At 42.8% G+C, this 14846-nt stretch carries 13 protein-coding genes, 1 pseudogene and 1 riboswitch; of the genes and pseudogenes, 5 read left to right on the forward strand and 9 right to left on the reverse strand.

The annotated features are described in order from the left end of the window. Nucleotides 1–7 precede the first annotated feature (7 nt). A complete protein-coding gene (locus tag LF822_RS15820; protein WP_253925451.1) occupies nucleotides 8–1828 on the reverse strand; it encodes an assimilatory sulfite reductase (NADPH) flavoprotein subunit in 1821 nt (606 codons plus the stop codon). A 148-nt stretch (nucleotides 1829–1976) separates the two neighbouring features. Continuing rightward, nucleotides 1977–2092: riboswitch (SAM riboswitch) on the reverse strand. A 371-nt stretch (nucleotides 2093–2463) separates the two neighbouring features. Here LF822_RS15820 and LF822_RS15825 point away from each other — a divergent pair. Both LF822_RS15825 and LF822_RS15830 read left to right on the forward strand, forming a co-directional pair. Next, nucleotides 2464–2775: a phospholipase gene (locus LF822_RS15825; RefSeq protein ID WP_253925057.1), complete on the forward strand. Its 312-nt coding sequence runs from the start codon at nucleotides 2464–2466 to the stop codon at nucleotides 2773–2775. Between the two features lie 88 nt (nucleotides 2776–2863). Further along, nucleotides 2864–3367, forward strand: a complete 504-nt coding sequence (locus LF822_RS15830; RefSeq protein ID WP_253925058.1) for a GNAT family N-acetyltransferase — start codon at nucleotides 2864–2866, stop codon at nucleotides 3365–3367. A gap of 35 nt (nucleotides 3368–3402) precedes the next feature. On the opposite strand, the gene hutH is transcribed toward LF822_RS15830, so the two are convergent. Both hutH and hutP read right to left on the reverse strand, forming a co-directional pair. Next, a complete protein-coding gene (gene hutH, locus LF822_RS15835; RefSeq protein WP_253925059.1) occupies nucleotides 3403–4926 on the reverse strand; it encodes a histidine ammonia-lyase in 1524 nt (507 codons plus the stop codon). A gap of 94 nt (nucleotides 4927–5020) precedes the next feature. Further along, a complete protein-coding gene (hutP, locus tag LF822_RS15840; RefSeq protein WP_253925060.1) occupies nucleotides 5021–5461 on the reverse strand; it encodes a histidine utilization transcription antiterminator HutP in 441 nt (146 codons plus the stop codon). 398 nt (nucleotides 5462–5859) lie between these two features. On the opposite strand from hutP, the gene LF822_RS15845 reads away from it, so the two are divergent. Beyond that, a complete protein-coding gene (locus LF822_RS15845; RefSeq protein ID WP_253925061.1) occupies nucleotides 5860–6162 on the forward strand; it encodes a DUF3243 domain-containing protein in 303 nt (100 codons plus the stop codon). Nucleotides 6163–6311: 149 nt separating this feature from the next. Here LF822_RS15845 and LF822_RS15850 read toward each other — a convergent pair whose 3' ends face one another. The 6 genes and pseudogenes from LF822_RS15850 to LF822_RS15875 form a co-directional block, all read right to left on the reverse strand. Beyond that, on the reverse strand, nucleotides 6312–7484 hold the full coding sequence (locus LF822_RS15850; protein ID WP_253925062.1) for a LysM peptidoglycan-binding domain-containing protein: 1173 nt from the start codon (nucleotides 7482–7484) through the stop codon (nucleotides 6312–6314). Between the two features lie 137 nt (nucleotides 7485–7621). Beyond that, nucleotides 7622–7792, reverse strand: coding sequence for a hypothetical protein (locus LF822_RS15855; protein ID WP_253925063.1), 171 nt, complete (start codon nucleotides 7790–7792; stop codon nucleotides 7622–7624). Further along, a complete protein-coding gene (locus tag LF822_RS15860; protein ID WP_253925064.1) occupies nucleotides 7779–8231 on the reverse strand; it encodes a hypothetical protein in 453 nt (150 codons plus the stop codon). Before LF822_RS15860 ends, LF822_RS15855 begins: the two co-directional genes overlap by 14 nt. 216 nt (nucleotides 8232–8447) lie before the next feature. Continuing rightward, nucleotides 8448–8798, reverse strand: coding sequence for a hydroxyisourate hydrolase (uraH, locus tag LF822_RS15865; protein WP_253925065.1), 351 nt, complete (start codon nucleotides 8796–8798; stop codon nucleotides 8448–8450). Then, nucleotides 8795–10278: pseudogene (gene pucL / locus LF822_RS15870) on the reverse strand (factor-independent urate hydroxylase). The gene uraH and the pseudogene pucL overlap by 4 nt, the downstream one beginning before the upstream one ends. A 234-nt stretch (nucleotides 10279–10512) precedes the next feature. Beyond that, entirely contained in the window at nucleotides 10513–12129 is a 1617-nt protein-coding gene (locus LF822_RS15875) for a PucR family transcriptional regulator (RefSeq protein WP_253925066.1), read from the reverse strand. 174 nt (nucleotides 12130–12303) lie between these two features. Here LF822_RS15875 and allC point away from each other — a divergent pair, with 174 nt between their 5' ends. Together allC and LF822_RS15885 are read left to right on the forward strand one after the other, a co-directional pair. Continuing rightward, a complete protein-coding gene (gene allC / locus LF822_RS15880) occupies nucleotides 12304–13551 on the forward strand; it encodes an allantoate deiminase (protein WP_253925067.1) in 1248 nt (415 codons plus the stop codon). Between the two features lie 22 nt (nucleotides 13552–13573). Beyond that, nucleotides 13574–14836 carry a pyridoxal-phosphate-dependent aminotransferase family protein gene (locus LF822_RS15885; RefSeq protein WP_253925068.1) on the forward strand — a complete coding sequence of 421 codons (1263 nt, stop codon included), beginning with the start codon at nucleotides 13574–13576 and terminating at the stop codon, nucleotides 14834–14836. Nucleotides 14837–14846: the final 10 nt, after the last annotated feature.

Here is a 14846-nt window from a genome sequence, read left to right on the forward strand (position 1 = left end):
TTTCCGCTTAGTACACGTCACGCTGGTAACGTTTAGCCTGGCGCATATCCGCCAAATATTGCTCGGCCTCTTCGTCGTTCATCCGGCCTTCTTCCTTTAAAATGCTTAAGAGAGTTTCCTGCACATCCTTCGCCATGTATTGTTCATCTCCACAAACATACACATGAGCTCCAGCCTGCAGCCACTCGTATAATTCTTTGCTGTGCTCCCGTAAGCGGTGCTGCACATAAACTTTCTCTTTGGTGTCTCTTGAGAAAGCGACGTCCATTTTCGATAACACGCCTTCTTTTAACCAGCGCTGCCACTCGGTCTGATAAAGGAAGTCAGTAACAAAATGCTGATCTCCGAAGAAAAGCCAGGTTTTCCCGCCGGCTTCTGCTTCTTCTCTTTCCTCAAGAAAAGCACGGTACGGAGCCACTCCTGTGCCAGCCCCAATCATAATTACCGGGGTTTCATCGTTATCGGGAAGCTTAAAGTTCTGGTTGCGCTGGACAAAGACAGGAAGCTTATCACCTGGCTCAGAACGTTCTGAACATTGTACAGAGCACACTCCTGAACGCGGACGCCCATGTGCATCATACCTCACAGCGCTGATTGTGAGGTGTACCTCATCCGGATTGGCTTCAGAACTGCTCGCTATCGAATAAAGACGGACAGGTATTTTACGGAGTATAGCAATGAAATCGTGGACAGACGCCTCCCAAGGTCCAAAGTCCTTCAGGAGATCCACTAAATCTCGTCCTTCAATATACTTTTTTAATTCCTGGCCGTTGTCAGGTCTGACCAGCTCTTTAAGCGATTCGTTTGATGTTAGTGATGCCGCTTTTTCCAACAATGGCTTTGTCAGACTAGTAATCTCAAAATGAGTAGTCAACGCTTCACGCAGGGCGCGAATTTCACCTTGCTTATTAATCGTTACGGTCTCTTCCGGGTTCCAGTCCATAAGCTTGATCAGCTGCTCTACAAGAGCGGGATCGTTTTCCGGAAATATCCCTAAGCTGTCTCCGGGCTGGTACTTAATGCCTGATCCTTCAAGATCAAGCTCGAGATGTCTCGTTTCCTTATTGGATCCGCGGCCGTTAAGATTAATATTTTCCAGGATTTCAGCTTGGAATGGATTCGACCTCGAGTAAACTGTTTCACTCGACTTGTCAAGTACAGGAGATACAGCCTCCCCTTCTACTGCCTGCTGCGAGCCGGAATCAAGTTCAGCAACAGCTGCCTGAAACCACTCTTCTGCCGGCTCCTCAAAGTCCAAATCACAATCCACTCGTTCAGTGATACGCTCGGCTCCTAACTCCTCCAAACGACGATCAAAATCTTTACCCGTCTGGCAGAAAAATTCATACGAGCTGTCTCCCAGTGAAAGAACAGAGAAACGCACCCCTTTTAACTCAGGAGCTCTTTTGCTGTATAGAAAATCATAAAATGACAGCGCGTTATCAGGAGGATCACCATCTCCATGTGTACTTGTCAGGATTAGTAAGTCTTCTACCTTTTTTAATGCTTTCGGTTTAAAATCATCCATTGAGGAAACCGTCACTTTAAATTGCTGCTGTTCCAGCTTTTGAGAAAATTCTTCAGCAAGAGACTGACAGTTACCGGTATGAGATCCATATAAGATCGTTATCTCTCTTGTCGGACCTGCTGTCCCGCCGCCGGTCGATTCCTGCTGCTGCGGAGGATCTTCTACAGCCGTCCCATTAACAGGTACGGCCAGATAACCACTCAGCCAAATTCTCTGTGTTTCTGTTAAAGTTGGAAGCAGTCGATTCAATTGATCTGCCTGCTCCTGATTAAAAGGGCTGTTCTTTTCCATTAATTGCAACACTTCCACCTCACTCCACTTCACATTGTAATCATAGCTGTTTAGTCGGGTTTAGATTTAAAAAAACTGATGACACACTTTCTCCACTAGCAAAAAACCCCCACTTCCTAAAAAATAAGAAGAGAGGGTGTTGTTGAAATCTCCATTCTTCTTATTTCTCAGACGCTTAATGCCTCTGCTGGAATTGGCACAGTGTCCCCGAAACGACTAAGACCCGTTGCCGAGGCTTCAAAGGGCCAGTCCCTCCACCTCTCAAAATAAGAAATCTCGTATCTAATTATTATAAAGCCATGAATGGTAAATATGTTATGCCTAATTCGATAAATTGTCAATACATTCCGATAAAAATAATACTAGTATATTCAAAGGAACACCGCTTAAACTGCCGTTTACGTGCGATTCTTATTTTTTTGCTGAAAATTTGTGCAGTCACCATATCTTGTTATTGCTTCGACGTTGGTAATTCTTATAATAGTCTGCCAAGGGGAAGTAAAGCGAAACACCCCTATCTTTAATAAACAGAGATCCGCTTCAAATTTTTTTAATCCATCTATTGTATATTCACTAAGCGTCCTTCATTTTCCGTCATACACTATATATGAGAATGATAATACTAACGAAAGAAGAAGATTCATATGCGGAAATATAAGTACCGGAGGAGATCGCCGTTCTGCCTGTTCCCCGGCTACAATTGGTGCGGACCTGCCTGCAGCGGGCCCGGTGAACCTGTTAACGCCGTCGACGCTGCCTGCAAAGCACATGACCAATGCTACCTTTATTACGGAGATTATTGCGCATGCGACCGAGCATTCATTCGAAGACTGGAAGAGTTACAAAATCCATATACTATAGAAGGACGCCATGCCCGGATGATGCTGCGCTACATGAAAGCCCAGAAAGTAGTTACATGCGGTCTTTCATTAAAAAAACCTTGGTTTCTATACTAACCAGCGCTGCTCTTAATTCTTGACCCTTAGTTAAACTCGTGAGATAAACAAAAGGAAAGAAAGTTCACTATTTAAAGGGGACGCTGTAATGATTATAGTACGTAAAGCTGAAAAAGAAGAATTGCCGCTCATACGGAGTCAAAGAGTTCGTGCCTATGAAGAACATAAAACTGCAATTCCAGATGCGCACTGGCAGGCGTTAAAGGCAGCCATTCTTTCAGATGCAGACGAACAGCCCGGTGTTGAATTACTAGTAGCTGAGCTGGATGGTAAAGTGGCAGGCAGTTCAGCTTTATTTCCAGCCAAAACAGATGCGTACGATGGGTTAGTTGAAGAATTGGCTTACCCGGAAATTCGTGTTCTTGCCGTTGCGCCTGAGGCACGCGGAAACGGAGTTGCCTCTGCTTTAGTTACCAAATGCATCGATTTGGCAAAAGAAGAAGGTCATAACTACATCGGTCTTCATACTGGTGAATTTATGCATCGTGCCATTTCGTTGTACCAACACTATGGCTTCGAACGACTTCCTCATTTTGATTTTCAGCCTGCAGATGATGGCATTACCGTCAAAGCTTTTAGAAAATCAATTTAAAGACTAAGGCGAATCTGTTGATTCGCCTGGTTTTTTTACATGTAAGACCTGGCAGAATGTAAGGGAATGGCCCACTCAAATTGATCACTGGCCATCCACTTCGTTAAAGCTTCAATATCTTTCGAGAATACCCGATCTTCAGTAATACTTGCCACTACTTTTCGTCCTGCTGTAAGGAGCTGATTCGCTGCCGCGGATGCATTACTCTCCCCTCTATATTCGAGCGCCTGCATCGCACATATCAATTCAATCGCAATCGTTTTTTGTGTATTTATAATAATTTGATAGGCGTGTCGTGCTCCAATCGTTCCCATACTAACGTGATCCTCCTGATTGGCAGAAGACGGAATAGAGTCTACACTGGCAGGGTGAGAAAGTGTCTTATTTTCTGAAACGAGTGAAGCAGCCACATACTGCATAATCATAGCTCCTGACTGAAGCCCTGGATTCGGACTCAAGAAAGCAGGCAGAGTGTTAAGTTGAGGATTAACGAGCCGCTCCACCCGGCGTTCCGAAATGCTGGCCATTTCAGAAACAGCAATTTTCAGAAAATCCATTGCTAAGGCAATCGGCTGGCCGTGGAAATTACCTCCAGAAACGACTACTTGCCCCTCCTCAAAAATAAGCGGGTTATCAGTGGCTGCATTCATTTCAATTTCTAATTTTTCTTTCACGTAAGACAGGCTCTGTCGGGAAGCGCCGTGCACTTGGGGAATACAGCGCAGCGAGTAGGCATCCTGCACTCTTTTCTCTCCTTGATGAGTCATCAGTTTACTTCCCTGTGTAAGCAGCCGTATTCGTTCGGCGACTTCGATCTGTTCAGGGTAGCCGCGTGCTTCATGAATGGCAGGATGAAAAGCATCAATGATGCCCTCCAGTGCTTCTAACGTCATAGCTGCAATCCAGTCGCTTTGATTCATTATCCGCTCTGCTTCAATGTAGTTAATAATACCCATCGCCGTCATAGCCTGTGTTCCATTAATAAGTGCGAGACCCTCCTTCGCTTTCAAAGTGAGCGGCGTGAAGCCGATCCTTTTAAAAACTGCAGCAGCCGGCTGTATTTTTCCCTGATAGTGAACCTCTCCTTCACCGACGAGAACCAGCGCGAGATGAGCAAGCGGCGCTAAGTCTCCTGATGCGCCTAACGATCCCTGACTCGGCACTACAGGAATTATGGAATGATTGACTAAATCACGAAGAAGCTCCACCACACAAGTACGTACCCCCGAAAAACCTTTCAACAGCGCATTTAATCTCAGCACCACCATCGCTTTGCTCACTTTTTCTGGAAAAGCTTCACCAACCGCACAGGCATGAGATCGAATGAGGTGCAGCTGCAGATCATCTACATCATGAATATGAATATGCACGTCACTTAACTTACCAAACCCCGTCGTAATGCCGTAAACCGTTTCACCTCTTGTGACTATACCATCAACTGCTTCCCGGCTTTTCCTCACTTTTTCCATGCTTACAGAGTCAATTTGCACCGGCTCATCTTGATAAATAACCCGCTTCATTTGATCCATCGTCAGCGTTGAACCGTTTAAGTATATCATTCCGACCTCTCCCTTCTTCCGTAAAAAAAGAGACGACAATGGCATACGAAATACCATTGCCGCCTCCTCATAACTCATGACTATAGGCAGCCTGTTACCCTATGTGATTAATACCGAGACCAAATGTCTCATGCTCAAGCCCTTTAACCGGAGCCCCGATCGTTCCGTAAAAAGCAACAGCCAGCCATTCTCCTTCATCAAACTTCTCATAAGGCGACCCGCGCACGACTGCAAACCGCAGACCTACTGTCCGCATCATGTCACCAGCAGCCATCTGGCCCCGCATGACTCCTTCTAACGCTTCTAAAATTGCATGATACAGCGCATGAGTCTCCCGATAAAGTTCATCTGATATAATATGATTTCGTTTCGCTGATGTTTCTACAGCTGAAATCACTTTCTGCATATTCATGGAGCCTGATTTGCCACAGCAATAATCGACGTCCTTTAACTGCTCAGTAAACGGCTCAAGCTCCTCTGACGTTAAAGAAGCGACGAGCATCGCCATTTTTCCGATTGGTATCTTCTGTGTCATCAACTTCACCTAACTTCTTCGTAATTAAATTGTAAGCGTTTTCTAAGAAGAATGTCAACTTATTGATTAACCTAAGATTTCTCATTATCACATTTATAATCAGTCGGCTGCAATAAATTTATTAGGCTTTAATAAAATAGTATTATATAAATAAAAAAATACTACCTGAATCCGAGAGGAACGTCGTGTCTAAATGTAAGGGCAGGAAAAAACAGCACGCTTTCCCGATCCCTAATTGACGTTCCTACAAATCATTGGAACTGTCTAAATATATATTTCCGAAAAAGTATTCAGTATTGTTTAACAGAACTAAATTATTAAAATATAACTTTATTTGTTTTAATCTGTGGCTGCCGTGGAACACATAGAACACAACCTACAACAAAGGAGTGGTATTCATGGCAAAGGATCCAAAGCAGGCAGCAGCACAAATGAGTGAAGATAAAAAAGATGATATTATGCAGAACTTCCAAACATTCAAAGACTATTTAGGCAACCAGGTTCAAAAAGGTGAAAAGCTCGGTCTTGGTGAAGAAGGTTTGACAAAAGGGGCCAAACGCGTAGGTGATTACCTGGCTAAAAATGAAAAACCGAGAAACCGTGAAGAAAAAGTATTAAATGAACTATGGAATACAGCTAATGAAGAAGAGCGCAGACACCTCGCACACGTTCTTGTTAAATTAACAAATGAAACAAATTAAGAAGCGAAGCCAGGATCTTTTACCGGAAGTTCCTGGCTTTATTGTTTTTCTCCTCCTCTCCCATCACTCTTCCGTTAAAGCAACAATAATACATATATTATCACTAACACAAAAATCATCCGCGCCTATGCAAAGCGCGGATGATTTTGTTACGAAAGCGGAACAACCAGTGACTGGCCAATGCGTATGAGAGACGGGTTGGATAGATTATTGGATTCCGCCAGCTTCTGAACTGTTGTTTTATATCGGGCTGCGATGCTGTAGAGCGTATCACCGGCCTTGACTTTGTAAGTGGTCTTCGTTGGAGGAGAACTGCCAAGAAGCATAAGCACCTGACCGATTCGAATAAATCCCGCGTCAGCTAACTGGTTGAGAGAAACGAGTTGAGCGGTGGTAGTATTATGAATCCGGGCGATGCTGTATAGTGTGTCACCTGCTTTGACTGTGTAAGACGTCGAACTGTCCGTATTTTGTGATGGTACTTTAAGAGCTTGTCCCACGCTTATAAGATTGGGATTGACCAGTTGATTATCGAGGACAATTTGAGACACTGATGTTTTATATTGGCGTGCAATACTGTAAAGTGTATCCCCTGCTTTCACCACATACATACCGGTGTGACCCTCATTTCCATTAAATAGATCTGACACTGTTACAAATTGATAACCCTTGTCCTTTAACCCTTGAATCATACCCGGCAGTGCCCCTGGTGTACCCGATGCGCCTGCGCCGGTGTGCATAAGAACAATAGAACCTGGAACAACGTGATTCAGGACTCTGTTTCTAATGTCAGCAGAAGAATTACCTTTCCAATCCACCGTATCAATGTTCCAGTGAATTGTCTGGGAGTAACCTGAATTACCTGCAGTATCCAGCACTGCAGAGTTCACAGCACCGAATGGAGCGCGAAATAAAGGCTTGGTTGTTTGTCCTGTTGTATTTCTTACCAGGAATTCCGTACGTTCGAGCTCGTCTTTAATTTCTGCAGAGGTTAACGTTGTAAAATCAGAGTGAGTATACGAATGATTCCCTAATTCATGGCCCCGAGAATGAATGAGTTTAATTTTATCAGGGTGATGATTTATACCTGTACCGGTTAGAAAAAACGTAGCTTTGATATTGTACGTGGAGAGCGTTTGAAGAATAGTTTCAACGTTTGTCCCATCAGCACCATCATCAAATGTAAGAGCAATCAGCTTACTTGAGGTATTGCCTTTCGTTACGAACTGGGAGCTGGCAGCGGCTGCCTGAGAGGAGAAGATAAGGAAGGTGGCTAGACATAGGAAAAAGACTGCACGAACCGTTCTGAATGTCGCGTTCATATCACTCACCTCATTTTAGTTATGCTATAAGAAATAGCATATGTATAAAAAAGAGAAGTGAGGTAAATTAAAAACTGAACATTCAAACTATTACAATTATATTATACCCCATTTCAGAGATTATTTGATAGGAATTATTAAATAATATCAAAAATGTGGTGAAGCAGCCTGCCAATTCCTCTTCCCAGTAAAACAATTATACGAATTAGAAATATAAGAATCTCAGGAATCGAAAACAAAATATCTAATAAAACATCGATAAAAGTATAATCTTCCTTCGACTTCCTATTTTTTCTACGCCTTTTCAACCTTCCTCCCCCTTTCATAAAGAGATAAGTAATCCTTCGATTTATGTAACTGGATCCGATGCACATCTGTAAATTTTTCTAACTCCTCATACACTGAATCAGGTGTAAACCGTATTATTCTAATCGTCCCTCCTTTCTCTACTCTTAAACAAGCACCCTTTTGGTCCCAGCCATATCGCTTGAAGATGACTTTATTAATGGATGCAGCATCAATTTTTTTATTGAAGATAGGAAGGTTCCATAGATAAATACGATAAATCACCAAATCTTTTTCTATTTTAAGAGTGTAGTTGAGTCCTAAAGTAATGATTATAGAAATGGATAAACCAAGATATATGAAAAATAGGGTTTCATTATAGCTGGTGAACGCTATGTTACCAATGGATAAAATAAAGAGCACTATTAACACGGACCTTTGTGTATTGGCTTTGTAAGTCATAGCTGCACTCCCATCTCAGTATTTCTTATCACATTAAAGTCTCGACAGCGAGTATTCACCAATGAACAGCTGAGGATTAATAATCCACTCTTGTACTTATTCGGCAAATACTAACAACATAGTTGAACAGATACAGGACTTTTTTCTATTTACTTTAACATAAATAACCATTTACCCCTGTGAAAACCAATAAAAAAGTCCAGCTCGTGGACTTTTTCAGCTACCTCGATAAACCTGGTAACCCCATGGCGAGATGAGCAGCGGCACGTGATAATGTGACGAGGGCGCACTCACACCGAACCGAACAGGGACAGCGGTTAAGAAAGAGGGAGCTTCGCCTCCCTTATCTTTAAAATAATCGCCGATGTAAAAAACCAGTTCATATTCACTTTGTCTAAGCTCCTCAGAAGTAAGAAGCGGAGTATCAAGCCGTCCTTCCCGGTTTGTTAATGCTTCTCTTAAAAATTCTTTATCCCTGCCTTGATTTATTTGATAGAGTTCTATTTTTATATACGCCCCCGGGATCCCGTTCGTTAAATCCAATACATGAGTTGTCAGTCCGCTCATACTTTCTCCCCGCTGCTTTTAAGTTTTTCTTTTTCTCGTGCGGCATCCTCTTTCGTAACGGTAAACTCCTGGAACCCATAGGGAGGACGCGGCTCTGTATACACTTTCCCTTCTGTTCCGGGAATATCACCAACGACGGTTTCCCACGTTCTATTCTGCGATTCAAACGTAATATTTTTCAATTGAGGGAACCTTTCAAGTACTCGGCAGCCAATGTGGTAGATTAACGACTGAATCGATGGGGTTGTCTTCTCATGAAATACGCTTGCAGCTATATCTTTCACCTGTTCAGCGGCTGCATACTGAAGAGGCTCGGTTCCAGATGGATCAGCTCCATCTTCATACTGCCAGTGCAGGTTTAAATAGATAAACAGAGGCCGGTTGGTATCCTCAGGCAGGGTGGTATATTCGTCATGTACATAACCCGCGAACGAGTTCCCTTTTACTTTCATAAGCTGAAGATCCAGAACGCTGCTGTACTGATTTTTCACTTCAATATACGTACCCTTACGTACAAGTTCCACTAAAGCTTGAGAGGTTTCGTTCCGTGAATGTTTAAAGACAAGATTACTATACTTCAATCCTCCATCTGTGTACGCAGGTACGCTTTCAAAAGGAACCTCTTCTCCAATCATCTGCACACTTTCAAAGTGAGGGTATTTTTCTAAAAACGCACGTGAAACATATTCCACAAAACCTTCAATCGTTGCACCTTCATAGCTGGCCAGATGTCGCTGGATAAAATTTTTCATAGAGTCGGTTGCTACAACCTTCGAATTATCACCTTCAGTAAATGAAGATAGAAATTCAGCTCCTCCCACTCTGACACTTAGATTCAGACCAAAAACAATATTTTCATTACCTGCAAAGCTGGATTCCGGAATCTGACGGATGCCTTTAAGGGGCTTCATATATGTACGATAAGCAAAAACATCCTGCTTACCATAAAACATCGTTCGATCGGTTGTCATTAAATCTTCTCCTTAGCACCATTGAATTTTTCCTGAAGTCGGAAATAGGCAATTTTAAAAATTTCAGCCAGAGCTTTTTCGAATTCTTCTTTTTGAGAGTTATGCACTCTCTCTTGAAGTGCCTGATGTATATCGCCTTTGTACTTACCCTTGACGCAAAAAACAAACGGAAAGCCAAATTTATCTGCGTAAGTTTTATTTAAAGATTTAAAGCTGAGAGCCTCTTCTTCCGTCAGATCCTTTAATCCCGCTCCCTGCTGCTCCCGGTTCGAACGATCACTCATTTGTATGTTCTCTCCTAAGTTTGGATGGATCCTGATTAATTCAAGCTTCTCTTCGTTTGGTGCATTGTTTACAATTTCAACCATCCTTTGATAGAGATTATCCATTGTTGAATAAGGGCGGTGGTCAGAAGCTTTAGCAGCTACCCAGGGAGAATCTTCGAATATATCACCTAAATGGTTCTTAAACGCTTGTCTGCTTGTCTCATTTAATTCGTTTAGGTTCACCTAGTTGCTCTCCTCCTAACTCACTTTTATCATCCAAGTGATAGTTCCATAGTAATTATTATTCTGAAAATTGTCATTATTTATTTTAACTAATTATTTTACTTATTTGTAAGCATTTTGCATAATCTTTAGTTCTTGTGATTACCTTTAAAGGCAATAAAATTGGTTGCGGAAAGTCCGTTGTATCTCATCAGGTAAAAGAACCCGGCATCGCCTCATCGCTGTTTACTTTAATTAAAGAGAGAGCATCTTCTTAATTCTCAGCGCCAGCCGTACTTGCAGCGTCGTTTCGGCATCGTTTAATTTACTACCAAGCAGCTCTTCACATTTTTCTAAACGGTAGACTACTGTGTTTCTGTGAACGAAGAGCCTTTTAGCTGTTTCTGATATTTGACAGTGCGTCTCTAAATAAACGAATAATGTATGGAGCAGCGTTCCGTCTTCATCTCCCTTATGTGAAGCAAGCTGCTGGAGGGCATACTCATAGAATTCTGTTAAATCCTCTTCAGAAATAACTCTCAGCAGCTCAAGGACATCCTTCGTTCGATACGTTTGGATAAAACCTTCCGCCCCGGACATCCACCCGGAATCCAGTGCATCGTGAGCTTCTTTAAAAGCCTTATTCACATTAAGGAATTGACGGGAAACGTTACTGATACCGAATGATATGGTCCGCCCAAAGCGCGAATACACATTTGATTGAACAAATTGCAGAGAATTTCTTACATATTCCTGGTGTTCCTGAGCTGAACTGTCCACTTGAAAAAGGAGGATACAAAGGTCACCGCGCGTGAACAGGTGAGTGGATATTGAAAATTGGATAAGTTCTTCTTCAATGTATTCATAGATGTTATCCGTCTCAAACTGACTTTGAGTATAACTACCTTCGAAGTCCCGCGGTGACAGTTTGCCTATTGCACAGTAGTAATAGCGTTCATTCTCTAATTTAAATTCTTTTGCACGGTTTATAATTTCTTCCTGCGAGGAATACATACCTTCAGTGAAATTTAGAAAAAACTCATTTCTTACCCGTCGTGAGTATTGTTTTAAGGCATTTTCCTTAATTAGTTCAAAGGAAATAACATTTGTAGCCTGCTCAATCGTTAGTAAGGCCGCATGATCATCAGTCTGTATATTACGACACACGACAAGGAATCCTGCTTTCTTATCCTGGGTAAATACGGAGAACACCGAATAGGTTTTCTTATCTTCTATTGTGGAGAAAGTAAAGTATGGGTTCTTCATAAATGGAGCCTGTGACCCTCTTGCATATAGTTCCCTGGCAGCAGGTGACAGATTCAATTGAGGAGAAGACATCGAGACCGTTTTAGCATACTGATCAAGTAATGCAACCGGTGCATTCACCATCTCCCCTAATCTTCTTAGTAACTGTTGAATTCCTTTTCCGCTCATGATGTGATGAGAAAACTGCTTATGAGTCTCGATGGCAAAACGGAGCTCGTTGGTTCGTTTGTCTAGTATACTGCTCAGTGTCTGATTAACTATATCGCCTAGAGAAGAAGATGCAGGCAGCTCTATAATGGGAAATGACAATTCATCAGCTAGCTGCTTAATATCTTCAGGCACCTTTTCTATAAAACGTTTCGTTTTAATTCCTAATGCTGCACAGCCTTGCTTATTCATTTCAATGATGAGCTCTGTTAACAGGTCCGGTTGATCCTTCACATGGTACGCTGTAGTTACAAGTAATTCATTCGGTTTTAAAAATCTTGCAATATCAGGAGCATCCATCATATTGACATGAAGGATCTCCCTGTTGGTCCCCTCTGCTCCCGCAATCACCTCACACCTCTTTAAAGCAGGGACATCTACAATTTCTGCAACTTTCATACAAACACTCCTTCTCTTTACTCGTTTTGAGTATCTTATCATAATTTTATGAATATTTATTTACCTTGCACAAAAAATGATCAAATTTACTACACATCTGCCAATGTGAAGAACTACATTCCTTGATAAACTAAAAAATATAGATTAATCCTTTAATACGAACGGAGGTCCATATTGGTGCAGCAATCAACGAAAACACTCATACCTCAGGATCAGGCAGAAGAGTTAGTCAAATGGCTTGCTTCTTTCGGTCAGATAGATACAGGTGGTGTCCACCGCCTGCTGTATTCACCTGCATGGGTAGAAGCTCAGCAAGCTTTATTAAAAAAAATGAAAGCGAACGGTTTAACTCCGCATTTTGACAGTATCGGCAACCTTTTCGGCCGCCTGCAGGGTACGGATCATGATGCTAAAACGATTTTAACCGGATCTCATATCGATTCTGTAGCAAACGGCGGCATGTTCGACGGCGTCTACGGAATTGCCGCAAGCTTACTAGCTGTTTCACGCTTACAATCTGTTTATGGACGTCCAAAAAAATCGATTGAAGTTATTTCGTTATGTGAAGAGGAAGGCAGCCGTTTCCCACTTACCTTTTGGGGGTCCGGGAACATAACGGGGAAATACAACTTAAAGGACGCACAGAACATTCAGGACAGTAATGGTGTCTCCTTACTGCAGGCTATGAAAGAAGCGGGGTTTAATCCAGATGAATACAAATCACCATTGAGAGAGGATATCGACAGCTTCATTGAACTGCACGTAGAACAGGGGTTAGTTCTCGATCAGGAGAAGATTTCATTAGGATTAGTCAGTCACATCGTCGGACAAAGACGTTATAACATTTCGATCAGTGGCGAAAGTAACCATGCCGGCACGACACCAATGCACTTAAGAAAAGATGCGATGAGTATAGCAGCCCGTCTCATAGACTACGCGGCGCAAAAAACTCCTCACATTGACTCAGACTTAGTCGCAACTGTAGGGAAAATTTGCGCGGAACCTAACACACCGAATGTTATTGCCGGTGATGTCACGTTTAGTCTTGATATCAGACATCATCAGGAACCTGTGCTAAAGAAGTTCATAGATTCTTTTCAGGAGTATATTCAGGAGACTGCCTGGGAAAACGGAGTAAGTATCAGCCTCACACAATGGATGAGCGCAGCGCCAGTTCAAATGACTCCGCAGTTGTTAAAGATTGCTCAAGAATCCGCTTTTGAGCAAAACACTTCTTACCGCGTTCTGACGAGCGGAGCAGGCCATGATGCACAGGTGTTTGGTACTCACTGTCCAACGTCGCTTATATTCGTTCCAAGCTATAAAGGAATCAGCCACTCGCCAAAGGAATTTACGAAAGCGTCCGACCTTGAAAAAGGAGTAGATCTCTTAACCGATCTATTATATAAGCTTGCTTACTAACTTTTAAGAAGGAGACATAGAGATGGCCTATACTTATACAGAATTAAACACTCCGCTGCGGACGATCATGACACCCGGACCCGTCGAAGTAGATCCACGAGTGCTGCGTGCAATGAGTACACCAATCGTTGGTCAGTTCGACCCAGCATTTACGTCCATCATGAATGAAGTGATGGATATGCTCCGACAAATATTCCAAACGAATAACCAATGGGCCTTTCCCGTAGACGGTACATCCCGTTCAGGCATTGAAGCCCTTCTCTGCAGCATCATCGAACCTGGAGATAAAGTGCTCGTCCCTATTTTTGGACGGTTTGGTCATTTACTTACTGAAATCTGTGAGCGTTATGGGGCTGATGTACATACGATGGAATGTTCCTGGGGAGAGGTTTTTGACGAGGAAGAAATTATTAAGGAAGTAAAAAGAATTTCACCTAAAATAATAGCCATTGTGCACGGTGAAACCTCAACCGGGCGGATGCAGCCACTGCAAAAGCTTGGTGCGTCCTGCCGTGAAGAAGATGTCCTTCTCGTTGTAGATGCTGTGGCCACAATAGCCGGAACAGACATCAGGGTGGATGAATGGATGATTGACGGAATCGTCGGAGGCACACAAAAATGTTTATCCGTCCCTTCCGGAATGTCTCCTCTCACATACAACGACCGTATTGAGAAAGTTATTCAAGCACGTAAAAAAGTGGAGCGGGGAATTTCCACGAAGAAAGATATATCTGAGGAAAGAACGAGGGATCATCCTCCGGTACGAAGTAATTACTTTGATATCAGTATGCTTCAGGATTATTGGAGCTCACGGAGGTTAAACCACCATACAGAAGCAACCTCAATGCTTTATGCGCTTCGCGAAGGATTACGCATTGTGCTTGAGGAAGGGTTGGAAGCTCGGTTCACCCGACACAAGGAACATGAACACGCCTTAGTGACAGGGATTGAAGCGATGGGATTGTCCCTGTATGGGGACCCTGCCTGCAAGCTTCCCACCGTCACGTGCGTGAAGGTTCCAGAAGGAATAAAGGCGGACTCTGTTCGCCACATGCTGCTTGAGGAATTCGGTATCGAGATTGCCAGCTCATTCGGACCTTTATCAGGGAAAATCTGGCGCATTGGCACCATGGGCTACAGCTGCCGCAAGGAAAATGTACTGTTTACGTTAGGAGCGCTTGAAGCAGTATTGATTCGTCATGATGTTGACGTTCATAAAGGAGAAGCACTTCAGCATGCTCTAAACGCCTATCAATCTAAACAGAAAAATATGATCACTCAATAAAAGCCTGGAG

Origin of the sequence: Halobacillus sp. A5 (assembly GCF_024189315.1) — a bacterium.
Lineage (GTDB): Bacteria > Bacillota > Bacilli > Bacillales > Halobacillaceae > Halobacillus_A.

Excerpts from the sequence above, each read along its gene's own strand:
- LF822_RS15825 (WP_253925057.1), top strand. The coding sequence starts at position 2,464 with ATGCGGAAATATAAGTACCGGAGGAGATCGCCGTTCTGCCTGTTCCCC.
- LF822_RS15830 (WP_253925058.1), top strand. The coding sequence starts at position 2,864 with ATGATTATAGTACGTAAAGCTGAAAAAGAAGAATTGCCGCTCATACGG.
- hutH (WP_253925059.1), bottom strand. The coding sequence starts at position 4,926 with ATGATATACTTAAACGGTTCAACGCTGACGATGGATCAAATGAAGCGG.
- hutP (WP_253925060.1), bottom strand. The coding sequence starts at position 5,461 with ATGACACAGAAGATACCAATCGGAAAAATGGCGATGCTCGTCGCTTCT.
- LF822_RS15845 (WP_253925061.1), top strand. The coding sequence starts at position 5,860 with ATGGCAAAGGATCCAAAGCAGGCAGCAGCACAAATGAGTGAAGATAAA.
- LF822_RS15850 (WP_253925062.1), bottom strand. The coding sequence starts at position 7,484 with ATGAACGCGACATTCAGAACGGTTCGTGCAGTCTTTTTCCTATGTCTA.
- LF822_RS15860 (WP_253925064.1), bottom strand. The coding sequence starts at position 8,231 with ATGACTTACAAAGCCAATACACAAAGGTCCGTGTTAATAGTGCTCTTT.
- uraH (WP_253925065.1), bottom strand. The coding sequence starts at position 8,798 with ATGAGCGGACTGACAACTCATGTATTGGATTTAACGAACGGGATCCCG.
- LF822_RS15875 (WP_253925066.1), bottom strand. The coding sequence starts at position 12,129 with ATGAAAGTTGCAGAAATTGTAGATGTCCCTGCTTTAAAGAGGTGTGAG.
- LF822_RS15885 (WP_253925068.1), top strand. The coding sequence starts at position 13,574 with ATGGCCTATACTTATACAGAATTAAACACTCCGCTGCGGACGATCATG.